The organism is Microcoleus sp. A003_D6, assembly GCF_036702825.1.
Lineage (GTDB): Bacteria > Cyanobacteriota > Cyanobacteriia > Cyanobacteriales > Microcoleaceae > Microcoleus.
In genome coordinates, this window is sequence record NZ_JAUBWA010000100.1 from 8,036 (window position 1) to 28,154 (window position 20,119).

Consider the following 20,119-nt stretch of genomic DNA (forward strand, 5'->3'; position numbering starts at 1 on the left):
CTCTTAGTAGTGAGGACTCAATTCCTCATAAAACTCGCTTATACTTTAGTCCTCATTACCACCTAGAATAGACCTCTTGCAAAAATTCTTTTAATCAAATTTTGGAACGGGCAAGATGCCCATTCCACAAGAAAAAAAATTTTGTGGGATGGGCATCTTGCCCGTCCTAGTTATTTTTGCAAGAGGTCTAATGGTTAATTTTACCCAACACGAGCTAAAGTATGGCAGCTTACCAAGGACTTCCAATTAGAGTGAAACTGCTCCAGTAATAAGGATGAGAAAAATCTTGGTTTTCTTGTTGTAGGTTAGTCGGTAAATTCAAGTTGCCCGCTGTTGTCACTAACTGCCCGTTTTCGATCCGAACTTTACGAGCAATCATCGCCTGTTGAGCAAGTTGCAAAGTTTCTGCCTTTATTGCGGCTCCTCGCAACTGGTGGTAAAATTCGCTCATCAGCCCCAAAGTTCCTCCATCGTCAACATACCACAAACTCCCTAAAGCAGATTTTGCGCCGGATTTTACTGCTAAACCTCCAAAACCTAACTCTGCTTCCCGATCGCCCAAAGCAGTTCTGCAAGCACTCAATACTAACAAGTCTACCTGCGGATTGCGCCAATTTAAACTCTCCATGCGATCGAGCTGCAATTGAGAATTCCACATTTCAATGTAAGAATTGCTCGGTTTTCCCGGTTGGAATTCAGCGTGGGTGGCGAGGTGAACGATCCGAAATCCTCCCTTGGCGTGTTCCGAGTTGAGATTATCTAAAGTGAAAGTGGAATTGAGGAAAGATGGCCCGTGCCACTGAGCCGAAATCGCCTGCAATTCGATCGGCACACTGGGCAAGGGCTTTTTATCCACAAATTCTGACCGTCCCATTGCTAGCACTGTTGCGTCTCTAACTGCTTTATAATCGCTATCAATCAAGCTGAAACTCGGAATTAGACTAAAACTGTATTTTTCAATCAAGAAGCCTTTACCGTCGTGTAAAGCGGCAAAGGGCAGGCTCCGCAATCCCGGATCGACTGACAGCAACAAAGTCTGAATTCCTAAGTTTTGTAAGTCTTTTTCTAGGGGTGCGATCGCCCATTTATATAATTGCTGGGCGGCGGCTAGATAAGTGGTAGTAGCGCGTTTTGCGGGATTGGTGATTTCATTGCGAAACTCCTTGACGGCGGGGAATAAAGCTGCTCTGTTGGCTTCTGGAACGCTGTAGTGAATTGGCCGCCCCACGGGAGGAACTAAAATTAGTTCCAGTCGATCTTCTCGCGAGACTATGTAGATAATACCAGACCGCTTGCCGGTTTGCTGTTCGATATTTTTTAAAGTTTGTTGGAAGGTCGCAATCATGACTTTTTGGTCTGGGAGGTTGGCTTTTACCCCCAGGTATTCTCCAAATTCTTGATTCCTGATTTCTTCGATTCCCCAGAGTGTTTCCTGTATGTCGTTACCTTCAAAAAGTCGATCGGGAGACGGAACATATCCCAGAACTAAATTAGAAGTAGGGTTGACTGTTGGTTGTGTTGATTCTTGTGATGAAGGTTGTACGATGCCGGGGGGTAATTGACTGGTGATACTTCTATCGATGGTTAAAACTCGATCGGCTACACCGCCAGGATTGTCTAGCGGTGGAATTCTGGGGCGTTGAAAGTCTTCTGAATCAAAGGTTGAGGATTCTGGTTTCGATGCGGATGCGGTGGCTGCTGTCACAGGTGCGGGCTCTTGTATTTCCGTAGGAGCGATCGCATTTAATTCTGATACTAACTCTATTTGCTGCGCGGCGATCGGAGTCGGAGTGACACTCGGAGTCGGAGTTGGAGTGACAACTGGAGTCGGAGTGACACTCGGAGTCGGAGTCGGAGTGACAACTGGAGTCGGAGTTGGAGTGACAACCGGAGTCGGAGTGACACTTGGAGTCGGAGTCGGAGTGACAACCGGAGTCGGAGTGACACTCGGAGTCGGAGTTGGAGTTACTACTGGAGTCGGAGTGACACTCGGAGTCGGAGTCGGAGTTACTACTGGAGTCGGAGTGACACTCGGAGTCGGAGTCGGAGTTACTACTGGAGTTGGAGTGACACTCGGAGTCGGAGTCGGAGTGACAACCGGAGTGACACTCGGAGTCGGAGTTGGAGTTACTACTGGAGTCGGAGTTGGCGTTGGGTCGATCGCGTCGTCAGTCGAAAACGCAATATTACCAACACTATTAGAACGCGGAAACGACTGCGATGTAATGCTAGATTGTCCCGTTGTAATTGCACCCGCCGTACCGTTGCTAGCAGCATCTCCCACCACAAACGGTTGAATCGGCGTCCCTCCATCTCCCCCAGCGTGTGTAATTGCGATATTTCCGCTACCTGTGCCACCAGCAGTAGAAATGCTAGCAAATCCCGTCGGCGAAAAAGGTGTTGAAAAAGCACCTGTAGCGCGGAAAAAATTGCCTGTTATTGCTGTGACATCGCCGCCGGTGCCGCTAGTGCCGCCTTGGGCATTGATAAACTCTACTTGAATATCGCCGATCGGATCTAAGAACACATTGCCTGCATTTCCCACTGTACCGCTAGAGTTAATTTGTCCCGCCGTAATTGAAGTTGTCGCCTTAACAGTGATGTTAGCGCCAACATTTCCCGATGTATTCAAATTCCCTGCTGTGAAATTGTTACCGCTTGTAAATAGAATTTCTCCGCCATTAGTAGTAATATTTTTAACACTTATATCGCCCTTGGCAGTAATATCGACTTTGCCGGCGGTGACATCTCCCGATAAATTGACTTGTTCCGCGTTCTGTGCTGTCAATTGTTGCGCGTTAATTGTCGAGTTTCCTGTCACATTGCCAGCATTTTCGATCGCCAGATTTCCTAACTTGCTAGTGGCGCCCACCGCACCGTTGAAAGTTATGCTGCCGCTACCGGAGGCTAGAGTTAAGTTGCGGGCATTAATGCTGTCACTGTCGATCGCACCAAAAGCAATATTTCCCCCTGCGGTACTAAATACCGCATCCTTTGTCAAAACCAAAGCATTGCTAATATTAATATTGCCGTTATTCGCCGTAACATTCCCGCCTAATTTAGTAGTGACAGCCGCAACATTAAAACCAGAACTGCTTTTAACATTACCGATAATTTCCGCATTCGATGCAGTAACATTCAAAACAGATAATGGCGTTGTTTCGCCGATATTTCCTTGCAGCAGCACATTACCATTTGCGGCATCTAAGTTCAACAAATGATTGCCGTCTATCGCACCAGTTATCTTAATATCTCCGCCGCCGGTACTGAGATTAATATCGTTGCCGAGTTGGACATTGCCGTTAAGGGCGATCGGATTTTTATTGGTATTGATGCCATAATTTAAATTAATTTTGGAAGCGTTGAGAGCAATGCTGCTGTTGTCATTGCCGGTAAGAATGCCATCAAGTGCGATCGTACCAGTTCCCGTTTGAATATTTACTGGGTCTAAAAATGTGAGATTAGAGGGAATACTAATATTGGCGCTGCTATCCGATCGCCCGATCGCGATCGAGCTAAATCCATTTTGAATCAAATTAAGTTCCGATGCAGTCAAATCTAAAGCGCTAGTATTGTTATCAGTTCCGCCAACAACAATATTTTGTCCTGCTGTTGCGGGTTGCAGCGTTAGCACGCCACTACCCGAAACATTCCCAGAAAAATCAATTTCACCTGCCGTTAAAGTCAGCGGGTTACTACCTGCCGATAAACTAGAACCGAAAGCAATAGTTGCATCTCCGAGTGTAAAATTTACAGGAGCTTTTAATGTCACCGGCCCGCTAAAACTAATGTTATCATTAGTTGTGGTGATATTTCCGCTAACCGCAACAGTTCCCCCACCATCTTGAATAAATGCACCGTCCAAATTCAAGTTTGTCTCAATATTCAGATTTACCTTATTGGCAATTGTAAGCGTGCCACCATTGGTGGTTGTTACAGTTCCTTTGAGATTAACATTGTCAGCAGAAATACCGAGATTGCCAGCTACGTCAACTGTATTGTTGAAAGTAATGTCGCTGCCTGAAAGAACCGAGTTTTTGGCAACAGTGACAGCATCTGCATAAGTTTGACTGCCTGTTGTAGTGACATTGCCGCCTAAAGAAATCTTGCTGTTGGCAGTTAAATTAGTGAGAGGAGTTGTTTCGCCGATCGCACTTGTGAAGGTAATATTACCGCTAGCCGCTTTCACAGTCAAATCGCTGCTACCGTTCACTGTATCGTTAAAAGTAATGCTGTCACCTGAAAGAATCGGATTGTTGGCAATTGTCACTGCATCTCCGTAGATTTGACTGCCGGTTGTCGTGACATTTCCCTTCACTTGAGTTGTGCCGCCAGCATCTGTGGTTAAACTTGCGGCATTGACTGTTTGATTAAATGCGGTTGTGCCTGTAGAATTAGCTGTTAAATTGCCGATCGCACTTAAACTCCCAACTGCACCGTTGAATGTAACATTACCGCTAATAGCCTTCGCCGTCAAATCGCTGGTGCCGTCTACAGTATTATCGAAAGTAATGCTGTCACCTGAAAGAATCGGATTGTTGGCAATTGTCACTGCATCTCCGTAGATTTGAGGGCCAGTTGTAGTGACATTTCCCTTGACTTGAGTTGTGCCGCCAACATCTGTAGTCAAACTCGCGGCATTGACTGTTTGATTAAATGCAGTTGTTCCTGTAGAGTTAACTGTTAAATTGCCGATCGCACTTGCAGCACCAACTGCACCGTTAAATGTAACATTACCGCTCACCGCGTTCGCCGTCAAATCGCTGGTGCCGTCTACAGTATTATCGAAAGTAATGTCGCTGCCTGAAAGAATCGGATTGTTGGCAATTGTCACTGCATCTCCGTAGGTTTGACTGCCGGTTGTCGTGACATCGCCATTAAGTGTAGTTGTGCCAGCAGCATCTGTGGTTAAACTCGCGGCATTTACTGTTTGATTAAATGCGGTTGTTCCTGTAGAATTAGCTGTTAAATTGCCGATCGCACTTAAACTCCCAACTGCACCGTTGAATGTAACATTACCGCTAATAGCCTTCGCCGTCAAATCGCTGGTGCCGTCTACAGTATTATCGAAAGTAATGTCGCTGCCTGAAAGAATCGGATTGTTGGCAATTGTCACTGCATCTCCGTAGGTTTGACTGCCGGTTGTCGTGACATCGCCATTAAGTGTAGTTGTGCCAGCAGCATCTGTGGTTAAACTCGCGGCATTTACTGTTTGATTAAATGCGGTTGTTCCTGTAGAATTAGCTGTTAAATTGCCGATCGCACTTAAACTCCCAACTGCACCGTTGAATGTAACATTACCGCTAATAGCCTTCGCCGTCAAATCGCTGGTGCCGTCTACAGTATTATCGAAAGTAATGCTGTCACCTGAAAGAATCGGATTGTTGGCAATTGTCACTGCATCTGCATAAGTTTGACTGCCGGTTGTCGTGACATCGCCATTAAGTGTAGTTGTGCCAGCAGCATCTGTGGTTAAACTTGCGGCATTGACTGTTTGATTAAATGCGGTTGTTCCTGTAGAGTTAGCGGTAATATTTCCTAATGCTGTGGTATTGCCAACTGCACCGTTGAATGTCACATTACCGCTAATAGCCTTCGCCGTCAAATCGCTGGTGCCGTCTACAGTATTATTGAAAGTAATGTCGCTGCCTGAAATAAGCGGATTGTTGGCAATTGTCACTGCATCTCCGTAGATTTGAGTGCCTGTGGTTGTCACATTGCCATTTAGTTCTGTTTTGCCACCAACATTAGTGGTGAAACTGGTAGCCGTGACAGCATTAAAGGTAGCTGTACCAGCACTATTGACGGTGATATTTCCTAATGGTGTAGTATTGCCTATTGCCGATTTAACTGAAAAGTTTACTGTACCTGTTTCTACAGTGAGATTGCCGCTGCCATCAATGTTATTGTTAAACAGAATATTGCCACCTGCTGAATTGCCATTGCTGACTAAGACACTATCTCCAACTAAGATATTGCCGTTAATTGTGATATCTTGAGATTGGGTGGTAATATTGCCATTTAAGTTATTAGTTGTAGCATTCAGAGTAATTGAAGCATTATCAGTTCCCGAAATCGATTGATTGGGATTGACAAAAATAGTGCCTTGAGTATTGAAAGTCACAGGATCTGCAAAAGATACTGGCAAATTCTCTACAGTAATATTGCCTGTAGTAGTGTTCCCTCCGAAAACAATGGCACTAAAGCCATTACGCAATGAGGATAAAAACGGTGCTCCTATATCGATCGCCTGTGGATCGTCACCAAGTCCAGCCTGGAAGCGGATTCCGACATTCGGCGAAAACGGCACAATTGAAAAAGTGCCTTTACTCTGGGCGGAACCTGCTCCCGAAAAGCCAATCTCATTGCCACTAATGCTAATATTTCCCGTACCGGGCAATCCATTACCATCAATGCTATTTATCCCAACTTCATTGGGAGTTGCGATCGCGATATCTCCACCGGCACCGGAACTAGAACTAGAATTAACTACTCCTGAGTATGCAAAAATGTTGCCTGTTTTGCCCGTGAGGGTGATGTTTCCGCCATTGCCAGCAGTGGAACTGGAGTTAAGATTGCTAGCATTAATATTGTTGGCACTTAGTGTAATTTGCCCACCATTTCCGGTACTGGATGTGGTATCGATCGCCCCTGCACTCGTATCAATATCGCCATTAGTGCTGGTAAGGGCGATCGCCCGTCCGGGATTTCTCATACTACCAACGGTAATATTGCCTGTAGTTTCAATCGAAAAATCGATCGGATTCTTAACATCGAAAGAATTGATTGTTGTCAGGGAACGCAAACCTGTAGTCTCCCCAATTGGCCCGTTGACATTAATAACGCCTGTTCCCGCACTCAAAACTAGGTTGCCATCGCCGTCAACTGTTCCCCCAAAATTAATGTCACCTGCATTCGTTAACCCAGTATCGAGGGTGACATTAGAACCCGCAGCGAGAGAGACTTTGCCACCAAAGGTAATATTCTGTTCGTTGGTGACAATATTTGCATTTAAGTTAGTGGTTGCAGCATTAAAAGTAATTGAAGCGTTGTTTTTACCTGTAATGTTTCCATTGACTGCAATTGTGGAATCTTGAATTGTGACGGGGTTATTAAAAGTAACGCCAGCGGGGTCAAGAGCGATCGCCCCCGTCCCATCCGTCCGCCCAATCGCCATTTGGGAAAACCCTTTTAACGTGTCGAGTTCCGCCTGAATCAGATTCAAAGGAGGAACGTCAGGGTTATTCTGAGTACCGCCTATGAGAACACCTAAACTCGGTGTCAGCGGCTGTAAAGTAATAGTACCCTTGCCATTGACTTGAGTCGTCCCTAACAGTTGAATTTCATCGCCCGTCAAAGTGACATTGCCGCCTAAAGCCGCGTCAATCACACCGCCGGTTAGGTTAATTGGAATAGAATTGTTGTTAGCCTTTCCCGTGAGGCTAATATTACCCGTTCCCGTAGCTTGCACCGTTACCGGCGTGCCCGTGCCGAAGTAAATGCCGTCGTTGCTAGTTGATGTCCCAACACCGGTACCAATTAAAGCAATATCTCCATCCTGCGATTTTACAGTGCCTGAGTTGAGCCATATCCCTGAATTAGTGCCCGTCCCTGCACCCCCCGTCCCCGTCAACGTCACTTTTCCCACGCCTGCGGTTTGGACTGTAGCGCCACTATCTACATATATACCCTCGTTGATAGTCCCAGCCCCACCGCCTGTACCAGTCAAACTAACATTTCCAGAGAGCGTTCTCACAGCGCCACCCCCAACTTGTATCCCTTGATTGCCATCAGTCCCATTGCCGCCAACACCGCTGAGAGTCACATTCCCGGTGCCTGTGGACTCCACCACCCCTGAACTCAAAATGCCCCTGTTGTTGCCCGCGCTACCGTTACCTGTTCCAGTCAGGATGATATCTCCATTCTGCGATTTTACAGTGCTGGGATTATCAATATTTATCCCTTCATTGTTATCCGTCCCATTTCCCCCCGTCCCGGTGATGGTGACAGTTCCGTTCCCCGTCGTTGACTGCACCGTAGAGTTGGTTATTCTAACGCCGGTGTTTTGGGTTAAAGTTCCAGCACCGTTACCAGCCAGGTTTATATTTCCCCCAGCCTGTACTGTACTGCTGTCAATAGATATCCCTTGATTATTAAATGTCCCGTTTCCGCCAGTACCGTTGAATGTAATACTTCCTGTCCCGATCGATTCCACTGTACTGGTAATAATGTTAATCCCCTTGTTTTTGTTTCCAGTTGCATTACCGCCAGTACCATTGAGAGTAATACTTCCAGTCCCAGCCGTCGTGATTCCGCTGTTAGAAAGAGAAATGCCGTCATTGAAACTGACTCCAGCCAGTCCTTGACCTCTAATAGAAATATTTCCAGTCCCGGCACTGAGGGTGGAACCGGTGAGATCGACTCCGATGGGATTTGCCGCTGTCCCTACTGCTGGGAAATTTGACGGGTTGGTGCCGCCTCCTAAAATGATGTTGCCGCCGTTGGAGTTGATGATAGCATTGGTAATGGCGATCGCCCCTGCACCACTGCCATCTACATCTGCATTCAGGGTGATACTGCCGCCGTTAGCGGTGATATTTTTGTTAACAAGTATGCTGTTATTAGCATTCAGCGTCAGAGAATTACTATTATTCCAACCAACGGGAGCGCTGACTGTAATATCGCCTTGGCTCGGAAAACCCGACGCAGTGGAAATAGTCACATTTCCCAAACCTAGCTGTGTTTGCAGCGTCCCATTATTAATTGTAGAAGTACCCGCCGAGGGCGTAAATGCTCCCCCTGCTAAAGTACCGCCTGCATCCGCACCTGTACTAATAGTAATATCAGTAGGATCTAATAATAAGGTTCCAGCCATGCCAAAGGTCGATCGCAAATCCACCAACCCTTGAAAATCGAGCGATTGCTTTCCCGACACCTCCACAAAGCCGCCATTCCCAGAAAACAAGCCACCTCTGGCCGTAATATTGCCATTAAAGCGAGTAGTTTCATCAGCCCAAACTATCACTCGCCCGCCATTCCCATTACTAATAGCATCTGCATTAATTGTCGAGTCGCTGCTCACAAAAGTCCGCGCAGCATTGGGCACCGTCCCCAAACCCTGATAATCTCCCCCAATCAGTACATTACCGCCGCCGTTAATCCCAGAAGCATCGATATTACCGCCAATAACACCTACTTTTTCACCCAAGATGTTAACGTTGCCGCCAGTGTTGCCAGAGACGTTGATACTGCCGGATGCGATCGCAGTTCCCGCAGTTACCGGCACAGCAACATTCTCCGTCAACACAACTTCACCATTCGGATTTACCGTCAAACCTGTTGCCTGTGCCGCACCTTTTCCAGTCAGCAACTCCGGCAAAGATAACACTGGCTGCGTCCAATTGTTCGGCAGCGAGCTTTGAGTTGCTGTCGGCCCAATTTCCAAGCTCAATAAATTTCCCGCTTGACCGATCCGCACCAAATTGTTACCGGGTACGGCGCTGATGAGAATAGTGCCGCTAGGCGCAGTTAACTGACCCGTATTGACAACCGTACCGCCGAGCAAAGTTAAACTTTGACCTGATGCCACCGTCAAATTGCCTGCATTAACAATACTTCCCCCTGGCAAATTTGTAAACGCAAAACTATTCGGTGTCCCGATTAATGTTGCCCAATTGTTATTGCCGATCGCGCTAAACCACTGATTGTTCCCAAAACCAATCCCTGTCGCCGTAGTAGCATTAAAAGATCCAGGCACGTTGAGACTGGCATTCGGCCCGAAAATTATGCCGGCAGGATTCATCAAAAATAAATTGGAATTGCCTCCCGTAACTTGAATTAAGCCATTGATTAAAGAAGGATTTCCCCCAGTAATCCGCCCCAGAATATTTTGAATATTGGGATTAGTTAAAAAGTTAGCCGTTTGACCTTCGCTAAGACCAAACTGAGTAAAACTATGAAAAAGATTAGCCCGATCTCCGCTGAAAGACCCCCCGGAAATGTCGTAGCGGTTGCCGTTGGGAGTAACAACTGTGTTAGTGCCGTCCGCTGCGGGGGCGATGGGTTGTGAGGAAGCCGAACCCGCCGCTGCACTCAGCCAGCCAACGATGAATAACCATCCGAGTAAATGCAGTCTGTTGGCTGTCATTGTTTTTAAAGATTGTGCTTAAAGTGCGATCGTATCTATCCTATTTTTACTCTTGAAAACTCCTCATGTCAATAAGATCGCCCTGTTTTTTATACCCGAATAATTGGGATGGGAAGCTGAAGGGAATGTAGGTGTTTATAGCCGTTTTCAGTTAAGTGCAGTACAGATGCTCGGGTAGGGACACCGCACTCGGGCCGTGTCCCTAATTTATTAGACCTCTTGCAAAAGTCCTTTTAATCAAATTTTGGAACGGGCTCTCCGGCCCATTCCACAAGAAAAAAACTTTTTGTGGGATGGGCATCTTGCCCGTCCCAGCTATTTTTGCAAGAGGTCTATTCAGGCGCGATCGGGCAATTAAACTGGGTTTCTCGTTTCCACTTTCAGAACTTCCATGACGCAATTACCTTAAGAAACCGGGTTTATGCGTGCGGGAGTGTTGGCGAAAATATGGCGCGCAACGCGAGGCTTAGGGTTGAAAAACCGGAATAATACTAGACCTCTTGCAAAAATCCTTTTAATCAAATTATGGAACGGGCTCTGGGGCCCATTCCACAAGAAAAAAAAATTTGTGGGATGGGCCCCAGAGCCCGTCCTAGTTATTTTTGCAAGAGGTCTACTTACGTAATAATGCGTAAGTACCGCTCGCCTGAATACAGTAGGGACACGGCACTGTGCGGTGTCCCTACTCCAAGTGGCAAAAAACACAGCAAAAATCCCTACTCGCGACCGCCGCTTCCTTCTGCACGCCTGCGATCGGCTTGCAGCCGGCTTTGAGGATTAACTGGCCAACAGCCGAATTTCCCTCAGAAACTTTATATTTTTTTGATAAACTTTACCAAAAATTTACAAAGATTGAGTAAAATTTTTTATGTATTTTTGATAAAAGCTAATATTTGCAAGTCTTGCAGCCAGCTTGAGACCGTTAACCGACACTCATAAATGTAGTAGGTTAGAAATGGAGAATGAATGAAAATCTTGGTGTTACAGACTCAAGCGCGGCACAAGGAGTGTCAGTGAAAACTCTTAGGACAACAAGCATTCATTTACTCTCAGGGCACACTTAGATAATATCGGTCTGTAGAGTAACTGCTGTAGAGTCTCTTTTGCAGCTTTGACGATCGTCCGTTCATATCGCATTCAAGGCGATCGTCTATGCCCGTGACGGGAAAATTGCATTTCCCGCCTTACTACCTAACAATATTGGAGGAATCAGGGTTATGACTACCTTAACGCTAGTCAAAAAAACATCTTTTACAGTCGCCAGCTTGGTAACCACAATCTTGCTAAGCATCTGCACGCCCGTCCGAGCCTTCATGTTTGGCACGAGCGGCATCCAGTTCGATCGAGATACAAATATAAACTTTACATTCGACCAATCTCACGGCAGTTACCAGTCCAGCTTGTGGGTAGCCCAAGCTCAGTCAGCAAACACTGGCTACAGCAACATATCCCGCCTATTTTACGAGACTAAACCCTCAGATGACGGCTCTGCCAACAACTGGCAAGGAACCTTCGGCAACGCAGTCACCTCCGACAACGGCTCGATCGACCAAACTTTCACATTTTTGGAGGATCGAGTTTACGCACTCCTGCTGTGGAGCGACCTCGGCAGTGGCAAGCCCTTCGAGGAATACGTCTCCAGCAGCACCTTTATGAACAGCTCCGAATGGTTTGCCGCCGGCAGCCAATTCAGCAGAACTGACTGTATGGCGACGGGATGCCAGCAAGCCACCTTTGGCGACTTTACCCTCAACAACGACTCCACGGCTCCATTTACAACCGTCAACAATGGCAAGGGCCCAGAGCAGTTTCAATCGGTGACAAAGGCCCAACTCGCTAAGGGTACAAAAATTTCCCTGGACGATGGCGGAAAAGGAGATGACGTTGATTTTCAAAACTTTAGCCTCACGGCTCAGGAAGTCCCCGAACCAATCTCAATTTTGGGTACTGTCCTGGGGATCGGGGCTTTGGCTGCGGCTCGATCGAAAAAAAAGCGACAGCAGCAACCAGAAAAATGACTCTTAACCAGCCCCATACAAATCTAAATAGTGCGTCTGTTCAGTGGTACTCTGAGGAATAGCATTTCTAAATGTTAAGAGTTTTTCCAATATCGGAAAAATAGCATCCTAACAAAGGCACTATTCATGGTATCCACCGCAACAAAAACGAACGTAGGCTACATCACCCAAATCATTGGGCCGGTTGTAGACGTAAAATTCCCAGGCGGCAAACTGCCCCAAATCTATAACGCTCTCACGATTTCCGGCAAAAACGAAGCCGGTCAAGACGTTTCCGTTACCTGCGAAGTTCAACAACTGCTCGGAGACAGCCAAGTGCGTGCAGTTTCCATGAGTACCACCGACGGCTTGGTGCGCGGCATGGAAGTAGTAGATACCGGCGAATCGATCCAAGTTCCCGTCGGAATCCCAACTCTCGGCCGCATTTTTAACGTCATCGGCCAACCCGTAGACAACCTCGGCCCGGTCAATACTTCCGAAAGTATGCCCATCCACCGCAACCCGCCGGCTTTCACCGAACTGGAAACCAAGCCCTCGGTGTTTGAAACCGGGATCAAGGTGATCGACCTCCTGGCCCCCTACCGCCGCGGCGGCAAAATCGGTTTGTTCGGCGGCGCAGGCGTCGGCAAAACCGTGATTATGATGGAACTCGTGAACAATATCGCCAAGGCTCACGGTGGCGTGTCCGTGTTTGGTGGTGTAGGCGAGCGCACCCGCGAAGGTAATGACCTCTACAAAGAAATGATCGAGTCGGGGGTTATTAACGAAGAAGACCGCAGCAAGTCGAAAATTGCCCTAGTATACGGTCAAATGAACGAGCCGCCTGGTGCTCGGATGCGCGTGGGCCTGTCGGCTCTGGCGATGGCCGAATACTTCCGCGATGTCAGCAAGCAAGACGTGCTCCTGTTCATTGACAATATCTTCCGGTTCGTGCAAGCGGGTTCTGAGGTATCGGCTCTGTTGGGTCGGATGCCTTCGGCTGTGGGATATCAGCCGACTCTCGGTACGGATATGGGCGACTTGCAGGAACGGATTACTTCGACTACCGAAGGTTCGATTACTTCGGTTCAAGCTGTGTACGTGCCTGCGGATGACTTGACTGACCCCGCGCCGGCTACGACTTTTGCTCACTTGGACGCTACAACTGTGTTGTCTCGCGGTTTGGCTTCCAAGGGTATTTATCCGGCTGTTGACCCGCTGGATTCTACGTCTACAATGTTGCAAGTTAGCGTTGTCGGCGAAGAGCACTACGGTGTTGCTCGTCAGGTGCAGTCAACTCTGCAACGCTATAAGGAATTGCAAGACATTATTGCAATTTTGGGTTTGGACGAGCTGTCGGAAGATGACCGCTTAACCGTTTCTCGCGCTCGCAAAATTGAACGGTTCTTATCGCAGCCGTTCTTTGTGGCGGAAGTGTTTACCGGTTCCCCCGGCAAATACGTCAAGCTGGCAGATACTATTAAGGGCTTCCAGATGATTTTGGCTGGCGAACTTGACGAATTACCGGAACAAGCTTTCTATTTGGTGGGCGATATCAACGAGGCGATCGCCAAAGCTGAAAAAATGAAAGCTGACGCCAAGTAATTTTAGTCATTAGTCATCAGTCATCGGTCATTAGTAATTGGTCATTAGTTGTTAACTGTTAACTTTTAACTGTTAACAACTAAGTGACTGATGATGGCCGACGGCTGACTGATGACTAATTACTAATGACTGCTGACTGCTGACTGCTGACTAATGACTAATGACTAAGGACAATTTATGACATTAACTGTGCGCGTAGTGGCCCCAGACAAAACTGTTTGGGATTCTAATGCTGAAGAAGTAATTCTGCCGAGCACCACAGGCCAATTAGGTATTTTAAGCGGTCACGCTCCGATGATGACGGCTTTGGATACCGGAGTGATGCGCGTCCGTCCCGGCAAGGAATGGGTGTCTATTGCTCTGATGGGCGGCTTTGCGGAAATCCAAGAAAACATAGTTACTATTCTTGTCAACGGCGCTGAAAAAGGCGAAACCATTGATAAAGAAGCTGCTCGTACTGCTTACACCGAAGCAGAAGCTCGTTTGGAAAAGTCCGCTAGTGGCACTGACCAAGAGCAAATTAAAGCCAAGCAAGCAATCAAACGCGCGAGAGCTCGTTTCCAAGCTGCCGGCGGCACGTTCTAGGTTAAGGGCAAGGACATAGTGCTTTTGTATTTCTGGTTTGTATCCCAGTCTAGATCCCCCCTAACCCCCCTTAACAAGGGGAGTAGGGGGTGGGACAAGAATAAGCGTCAAAGTCCCCCTTCTTAAGGGGGATTTAGGGGCATCTGGCATCAGGGATAAACGAGATTTTTCAAGGGTTTTAGACGATTGTTGACACCAATCAACATTGTTGTGTCCCTACTGCGAGAGCTAAACTCCCGCCTCAGACAAGAGAGATTGCATTGTTTCCCAAGATAACCCCTGCTGAAGATAGCGGGGGTTATTTGGATTGTAGGGGCTCTCTACGCGATCGACACTGACAATTTTTGCTCCCGACGGCAAAACTGGCACTTCTGGATCGCTCGCGGTCGATCGCGTCAGGGAGCTAGAAAAGCCTTTAAAAATGGCAATTTCATCGAATTCGCCGTCAATTTGGGCCTTGACGATTAAAACTTCGCGCGATCGTTTTACCGTGTATTGTTCCAAGCGGCGAGCAATAGAGTCAGCCATAGCAAATCTCACTTTCCTGAAATCAGCTATAATATAGCTTAATTTTGCGGCTAATTTCAGAGACAGCCAACTAAATTTTTATTTTTAATTAGACCTTTTTTAAGAGCAGGAAGTAAGCGGGCATAATATAAATACTGTCAAAAAAGTCTGAAACATTTTAATCCAGCAAAACCTACTTATACGATATTTTATGAATCCCATAAAAACTAGGTTTCAATTATCGTTTTCCCTTAAAGATATTATTAAACGCCGTTTTGCTTGGGGATATGCGCTGCTATTTACGCTAGTTTTTTGCTTGAGTTTAGCTCTGGCAAGTTGCAACTCACAGCTCATAAATAACTCTCAAGCAAAAACCCAAAATGAATCCTCAAATTTAACAAAAGTTGTCAGAATCGGCCATCAGCGTTTCGGAGCGCTGTTTTATCTCAAAGCTAAAGGCTCTTTGGCAACCCGTTTAGCAGAAATAGGGTGGTCTGTAGAATGGACGGAATTTGCCGCAGGGCCACCAATTTTAGCAGCAATAGGAAATCGATAAATATATTGGGGATGCGATTATGGCACTATTTCCTGAGTCGGCAGACGATGCTGTTCGCGCAGCGGTGGAAATGCAAAAACAAGTTATTATTTACAACCAGCACCGACAACTAAGCAATTATGCACCGATTGCGATCGGCATCGGTTTGCACGCGGGTAGTTTAATGTTGGGTACAATTGGGGAGCGAGAACGGATGGAAAGTACAGTGATTGCTGATGCGGTGAATCTCGCGTCTCGTTTGGAAGGCTTGACAAAGGTTTACGGGTCGGGAATTCTAGTTACTGAATCAATTTTAGAGCGTTTGGGCGATCGAGAAAAATATAAGTATAGATTTGTCGATCGAGTCACAGTAAAAGGCAAAAACTCTGCCGTGTCGGTGTTTGAAATTTATGATGCTGAAACTGAACAAAGCATTAAACTAAAACAGGAAACTGCTGCTGTATTTGAAAAAGGTCTGGATCTTTATTTCGAGCAAAATTTTAGTAAATCGCAAAAAGTATTCAAGAAGATTTGCGAAACAAATCCTCAAGATAAGTTAGCCGCAACCTACTACCAGCGTTCTCTGAAGAATAGAATGTATGGAGTGTCAGAAGGATGGTCGGGAATAGAAGCTTTGGATGAAAAGTAGTAAAAGTAACATCAAGCTGACGGCAGAAAATTTTATGTATTTATCCGGTTTTTTTACCTAATCTCAGTCATAATATATTCAGACCCAAGCATGGGAACCCAAAATTGGGAGTTTTCCTGAGAGATTTGCCGTCGATCGCGCTGGTTTGAATTCTTCCTCGCATATATTGCGGAAATCTCTGCGAAAAAAAAACTTGATTTCTCGGAAAAATCTCAAGTTTTACAGCGATTCAGGAAGAAACCGAGAATCAAACTTTGCTCCTGCAAGTTTTGTTCAACTACAAAATGGTTTACAATACTTAGCAGCGAGCGGTGCAGCTTCGATCGCTCGTATCAACTGTGTTTTTGAAGCTAAATTAATGTTATGTCAACTCTTTCTATCAAGCGCTTAGTTACCAAACTTGCAGGAAAAGCGACGCTGCAAACTGTACTCATAGTTCCGTTTGTCTTGCAAGTATTTGCAGCCGTCGGTATTGTGGGATATTTATCATTTAGGAACTCTCAAAGAGCAGTTAATGACCTTGCCGGTCAGTTGATGGGGGAGGTGAGCAATCGCATCGAGCAAAATTTGAGAACTTATCTGCAAACTCCGCACCAAATCAATCAAAGCAAGCTGGATGCGGTGAAACTGGGTTTTGTGAACATGAAAGACTTGTCAGCTTGGGAAAAGTATCTGTGGCGGCAAGTGCAATTGTATCCTTATATCAATTTTACGTCGATCGCGAATCGAGATGGAGAATATCGCACCGGCGAAAAGATGTCGAACGGCACTTTATTGATAAACGCCTCGGGCCCGTCTACAGGTTTTGATTTTTATTCCTACAATACTAATAGTGCGGGCGATCGCGCGACAGTAGCAGCCACCGTCAAAAACTTCGACATCCGACAGCACCCTTCCTACACCTATGCGGCTTTAGCAGTCAAACCAACTTGGAGTTCAGTTTATATATCCTTCCTAGAACCCACATTGCTCCTCAGCGCGCTGCAACCAGTTTACAACAGCCAGAAACAGCTAGAAGGAGTATTAATTTCTGCTTTGCGTCTCGACAGTATCGGTCAATTTTTAAACAGCCTCAAAATAGGCAAATCCGGTCAAACTTTTATTATCGAAAGAAACGGCACGCTGCTGGCAACTTCCACACCCGAAAAACCTTTCCGCAGCAAAAACGGTAAAAAAGAATTGTTTAAAGTTACAGAAAGCAGCGACGCAGTAACGCAAACTACAGCTAAATATTTAGAAAGTCACTTTCAAAACTTGCAGCAAATTAGAAAATCGCAGCAAATAAATGTTGAGATAAACGGCAAGCAGAAATTTTTAAAAGTCCTGCCGTTCCAAGACGGCAAAGGTTTAGATTGGCTGATTGTCGTCGTCGTTCCCGAAGCCGACTTTATGGAACAAATCCATGCCAACAACCGAACTACAGTGCTGCTGTGTCTGGCAGCTTTGGGCATGGCAACTGTTCTAGGAATTCTCACTTCTCGCTGGATTATCAAACCTATTTTAAAATTAAAAGATGCAGCAATAGCTTTGTCTGAAGGACAATTTGACAGAACTGTAAAGCTCGATCGTTCCGACGAGTTGGGCGTACTTGCCACTGCTTTTAACAGCATGGCAGCACAACTGCAAGCATCTTTTACTGCCCTAGAAACTAAAAATAGTGAATTGCAGCGGCTCGACCAACTGAAAGACGAATTTTTAGCCAATACTTCCCACGAACTCCGCACTCCCCTCAACGGCATTATTGGTATTGCAGAATCTTTAATAGACGGTGCTACCGGACAACTGCCAGAACCAACAAATTTTAACTTAGCTTTGATTTCATCGTCGGGAAAAAGATTGTCTTCTTTAATCAACGATATTCTGGACTTTTCTCAGCTCAAACACAAAACTATAGAACTGCAAATTAAGTCCGTCGGTATCCGAGAAATAGTCTCTGTAATCCTCACATTATCTCAGCCATTAGTAGGCAAAAAAAAATTGCAGTTGATTAACTCAGTCGCTCCTGAATTGCCGCCAATAGCAGCCGACGAGAATCGCTTGGAGCAAATACTTTACAACTTAATCGGCAATGCGATTAAATTTACCGAAAGCGGCACCGTTGAAATTTCAGCAGAATTGGTAACTGGCCACGAACAATCACCGCCTAATTCCCAATTATCAATTAATGTATCCGATACCGGCGTTGGCATCCCCGAAGATAAATTAGAGCGAATTTTTGAATCCTTTGAACAAGCTGACGGTTCCACTGCTAGAGAATTCGGCGGTACGGGTTTAGGTTTAGCGGTTGCCAAGCAATTAGTGGAATTGCACGGAGGTAAAATTTGGGTATCTTCAACTGTAGGCGTAGGTTCCAAATTCACCTTTACTTTGCCCGTATCTGAAACTCAGCCGGAATTTAGCAGCAGACAGCCGCATTTAATCGAGGTAAATCGCATAATCACTCCTGAATTAGCCCGCCAATCATCTATAAAAAATTCTCAGGTATCACACAATAGCGATTTGCTAGAAAGTGAAAAATTAAAAATTTTGGTAGTTGATGATGAGCCGATTAATATTCATGTCATCATCAACAGTCTTTCTGTAGAAAACTACGACATTACTCAAGCGAGCAACGGCTTAGAAGCTTTAAATCTGATTGAATCAGGATTTAAGCCAGACTTAATTTTACTCGATGTAATGATGCCGCACATGACTGGTTATGAAGTGTGTCAAGAAGTCCGCAAAAAATACTCGCCTTTAGAAATGCCGATTCTGATGCTGACGGCTAAAAATCAAACTACTGACTTGGTAGAAGCTTTTAACTTAGAAGCAAATGATTATGTAACTAAACCTTTTATCAAAAAGGAATTGTTGGCGAGAATTAACACGCAAATTCGCCTAGCCAAACTGAATGCAGCCTACGGCAGGTTTGTGCCGCACGATTTTCTAAGCTTGCTGGAAAAGCCGAGTATTATTGAAGTAAAATTAGGCGAAAATCAGGAAAGAGATATGACAGTGCTGTTTGCTGATATTCGCTCGTTTACGGCGCTTTCCGAAAATATGACACCGCCTGAAAATTTTGCATTTATTAACACTTACTTGGGAAGGGTTAGCCCTGCAATCAGGAAAAATAACGGGTTTATTGACAAATACATTGGTGATGCAGTTATGGCACTGTTTCCTATATCTCCTGAAGATGGTGTGCGAGCAGCAATTGATATGCAAAGAGAAGTGAATATCTACAACCAGCAGCGAGAAAAAAATGGTTTGTGTCCGATCGCGATCGGCATTGGTTTGCACGCGGGCAATTTGATGTTGGGTACGATTGGCGAGCGAGAACGGATGGAAAGTACGGTGATTGCTGATGCGGTGAATCTCGCGTCTCGTTTGGAAGGATTGACTAAGGTTTACGGCGCGGGAATTATCGTTAGCGGTGCAATTATCGATCGCCTGGACGAGCCAGAAAAATATAAGTACAGATTTGTCGATCGAGTAACGGTGAAAGGAAAGACAAATGCTGTGTCGGTGTTTGAAATTTACGATACAGAAACCGAGCAGAGCATTGTACTCAAGCAGCAAACTGCGGAGATTTTTCAAGAAGCTCTCAATTTTTACTACCAGCAAAAATTTGTTGCCGCCCAAAAACTATTTGAGAATATTTTACAAATCAATCCTGGCGATCGGGTAGCAATGCTGTATTTCAAACGAGCTCGCAAGTATCGAATGTACGGAGCGCCGGATGGGTGGTCTGGGGTGGAAACTTCGACGGAGAAATAGGGCGCGCACTACACGCCCTACTCTGTTTAAAATATGGTTGCACAAAGGTAGCTCAGATGAGTGACAGCCCGCTATCAAATCCGTTTTGTAGATAGAGTAATTATCAAAGGCAAACAGCTTTTAGCATCTTTACCGGAAGCCTCACACCATAACTGTACGGCTGTTAGTGCCGGGATGGATAGGCGGATTGACGTAGAGAAAGCGAGTCAATCAATCCACAGTGTAATCCATCCACTCTTGTTTGACACTCCCCGCGCTAAAGCGACGGGGATTCTTAAGACATTTCGGTCTTAATATCCCTATTACTAGGGTTTCCGGGCGCAATCCTTTTGCCAAGA

At 45.9% G+C, this 20,119-nt stretch carries 8 protein-coding genes; 6 read left to right on the forward strand and 2 right to left on the reverse strand.

All coding sequences use genetic code 11. The features are described from left to right. Positions 1 to 229: 229 nt before the first annotated feature. The gene (locus QUB70_RS23775) at positions 230 to 10,147 is read right to left on the reverse strand and encodes a CHAT domain-containing protein (protein ID WP_332983820.1); all 9,918 of its coding nucleotides are present in this window, start codon (positions 10,145 to 10,147) and stop codon (positions 230 to 232) included. Positions 10,148 to 11,364: 1,217 nt separating this feature from the next. Here QUB70_RS23775 and QUB70_RS23780 point away from each other — a divergent pair. The 3 genes from QUB70_RS23780 to atpC all read left to right on the forward strand — a co-directional run bounded on the left by QUB70_RS23780 (position 11,365) and on the right by atpC (position 14,334). Further along, positions 11,365 to 12,165 carry a PEP-CTERM sorting domain-containing protein gene (locus tag QUB70_RS23780; protein ID WP_332983822.1) on the forward strand — a complete coding sequence of 267 codons (801 nt, stop codon included), beginning with the start codon at positions 11,365 to 11,367 and terminating at the stop codon, positions 12,163 to 12,165. A 126-nt stretch (positions 12,166 to 12,291) separates the two neighbouring features. Then, complete coding sequence (gene atpD, locus QUB70_RS23785; RefSeq protein WP_332983824.1) at positions 12,292 to 13,749, forward strand: F0F1 ATP synthase subunit beta; 1,458 nt, start codon at positions 12,292 to 12,294, stop codon at positions 13,747 to 13,749. Between the two features lie 177 nt (positions 13,750 to 13,926). Next, complete coding sequence (atpC, locus tag QUB70_RS23790; RefSeq protein WP_332983826.1) at positions 13,927 to 14,334, forward strand: ATP synthase F1 subunit epsilon; 408 nt, start codon at positions 13,927 to 13,929, stop codon at positions 14,332 to 14,334. 228 nt (positions 14,335 to 14,562) lie between these two features. Here atpC and QUB70_RS23795 read toward each other — a convergent pair whose 3' ends face one another. After that, on the reverse strand, positions 14,563 to 14,862 hold the full coding sequence (locus QUB70_RS23795; RefSeq protein WP_332983827.1) for a DUF7734 family protein: 300 nt from the start codon (positions 14,860 to 14,862) through the stop codon (positions 14,563 to 14,565). A 190-nt stretch (positions 14,863 to 15,052) separates the two neighbouring features. Here QUB70_RS23795 and QUB70_RS23800 point away from each other — a divergent pair, with 190 nt between their 5' ends. From QUB70_RS23800 to QUB70_RS23810, 3 genes are all read left to right on the forward strand, one after another. Beyond that, on the forward strand, positions 15,053 to 15,397 hold the full coding sequence (locus QUB70_RS23800) for a hypothetical protein (protein ID WP_332983829.1): 345 nt from the start codon (positions 15,053 to 15,055) through the stop codon (positions 15,395 to 15,397). 4 nt (positions 15,398 to 15,401) lie between these two features. Continuing rightward, entirely contained in the window at positions 15,402 to 16,025 is a 624-nt protein-coding gene (locus tag QUB70_RS23805; RefSeq protein ID WP_332983833.1) for an adenylate/guanylate cyclase domain-containing protein, read from the forward strand. Between the two features lie 363 nt (positions 16,026 to 16,388). Further along, on the forward strand, positions 16,389 to 19,781 hold the full coding sequence (locus tag QUB70_RS23810) for an ATP-binding protein (protein WP_332983831.1): 3,393 nt from the start codon (positions 16,389 to 16,391) through the stop codon (positions 19,779 to 19,781). The last annotated feature ends 338 nt before the right edge of the window (positions 19,782 to 20,119 follow it).

What these genes read in the sequence shown, in the direction of transcription:
- QUB70_RS23795 (WP_332983827.1), bottom strand. Translation starts at nt 14,862, where the DNA reads ATGGCTGACTCTATTGCTCGCCGCTTGGAACAATACACGGTAAAACGA.
- atpD (WP_332983824.1), top strand. Translation starts at nt 12,292, where the DNA reads ATGGTATCCACCGCAACAAAAACGAACGTAGGCTACATCACCCAAATC.
- atpC (WP_332983826.1), top strand. Translation starts at nt 13,927, where the DNA reads ATGACATTAACTGTGCGCGTAGTGGCCCCAGACAAAACTGTTTGGGAT.
- QUB70_RS23800 (WP_332983829.1), top strand. Translation starts at nt 15,053, where the DNA reads ATGAATCCCATAAAAACTAGGTTTCAATTATCGTTTTCCCTTAAAGAT.
- QUB70_RS23775 (WP_332983820.1), bottom strand. Translation starts at nt 10,147, where the DNA reads ATGACAGCCAACAGACTGCATTTACTCGGATGGTTATTCATCGTTGGC.
- QUB70_RS23810 (WP_332983831.1), top strand. Translation starts at nt 16,389, where the DNA reads ATGTCAACTCTTTCTATCAAGCGCTTAGTTACCAAACTTGCAGGAAAA.
- QUB70_RS23780 (WP_332983822.1), top strand. Translation starts at nt 11,365, where the DNA reads ATGACTACCTTAACGCTAGTCAAAAAAACATCTTTTACAGTCGCCAGC.